The organism is Bartonella sp. CM120XJJH (assembly GCF_042194715.1).
GTDB lineage: Bacteria > Pseudomonadota > Alphaproteobacteria > Rhizobiales > Rhizobiaceae > Bartonella.
This window is the reverse complement of record NZ_JBHINE010000061.1, coordinates 1-1,438: the sequence shown is the minus strand read 5'-3', so window position 1 is coordinate 1,438 and position 1,438 is coordinate 1. Positions and strand designations below refer to the sequence as shown.

Genomic DNA, 1,438 nt, shown 5'->3' with positions numbered 1-1,438 from the left:
AAATGCGTTATGTACATATAAAATATCAGAATGAGTATTTTGATAATTTTTATGAATTATTTTATAGAGAGGTTTTGTCTGTTTTTAAAACCCCCAAAACACCGACAAAACCCTCTTAGATATATATTAAAAATTGTATTTATGTGTTGTGTTTAGTATAGGTTGTTTATTTGAAAGATTAACTTATTGAAATATAATAACTTTTATTTTTGACTAAAAAATATATATAAAGGGGGGGGTAAAAAGACCCCCCAAACCCCCCATAACCCCCCAAAACTAATGATGGGGAGTGCTTTGAAGGTTCACTGTTATATTGTTTAATGTTTTATAAGATTTCCAAATTGCCTCAGTGTGATGTCTTATGATCTTTCACTAAGGGGTGCCATTCATAACGTATGGTAGGTCGACCACTTTGAGAGCTCTTGTCTCCAGATATTGCACGAATATAGTTACAACGACATAAAAGCTCTAAAGCTTGCTTAACGGTTTGATTGTCTGTTAAACATTTCCAATCACGTTTATAAACATCCCTTGCTGTAAAACCATCGGGTAAACAATCACAGCGTTCAACAATTAATTTTGCACGCTCTGCTGTTAATGTATCCCCCGCCGCATAAAGTCTTTTGACATGACTTAACAGATATTTTTCCCAACGCAATGCTGTTGTAATGGCATAGAGACCAATTTCTAAACCACCACTATTAAGAAGTTCAAAAATCAAAGCAAGGCTTGCTATGGTCTTTGGCATTTTTAAAAGATGCGATTGTAAGCTTTCTGAGTGAGTACCTCCTTTTGCCTCTCTATGAAGGTTTTCTAACCATTCATAAAATTGCACTTGTGCTTTAGGAGAAAAACGCATGATCAGCGGGTGTTCTGGAGAACCTAAGCGTTTATCACGAAAAGAGCGAAATACCCCTTCATACTTTTGCCAGCCCTCTTGATTGGGTGGTCTATCAACCAATTTCCACTCTTGATTTTCATCGGGCCACACAATCATTTGAAACCGTTGCAATAAACCGTCATCGTTTATTCCACGGTGGATTGCTTGAATGATGGGAATAATGCGTGAAGGTTGAATGCCTCCTATAATTGAAAGAGTTGCATTGGGAATAAAAATGGTTCCACGCCCGATACGGTCATAAGTAAATTGACCATCTCCATTAAAAGCTTCCAAATAAAAAGCACGGTCTGTTTGATATTCCTTTCTTTCTAGATTGGTTAAAAAACCAGATAACTCATCACGAACCAACAATAGACCACGGGGGTTTTCTTTTAATAATTCCCCAAGCTTTTCGACCGTGACATCATTGACAATAAAACGAGAGACATCATCATCATGTGTATTATCTTTAGAGGGGGCTTCAGACAAAAGAGCACGGGCTGTTTCAAGATCTCCTTTTTTGATCGCTTTATGGGCTTGTTTTTTCTTTTCTGATTT

At 36.8% G+C, this 1,438-nt stretch carries 1 protein-coding gene; it reads right to left on the bottom strand.

Features of this window, described 5'->3' with window-relative positions:
• Positions 1 to 346: 346 nt before the first annotated feature.
• Positions 347 to 1,438: DUF3987 domain-containing protein (locus ACFIKU_RS09655; protein ID WP_375657378.1), on the bottom strand; the 1,092-nt coding region annotated here is incomplete at its 5' end.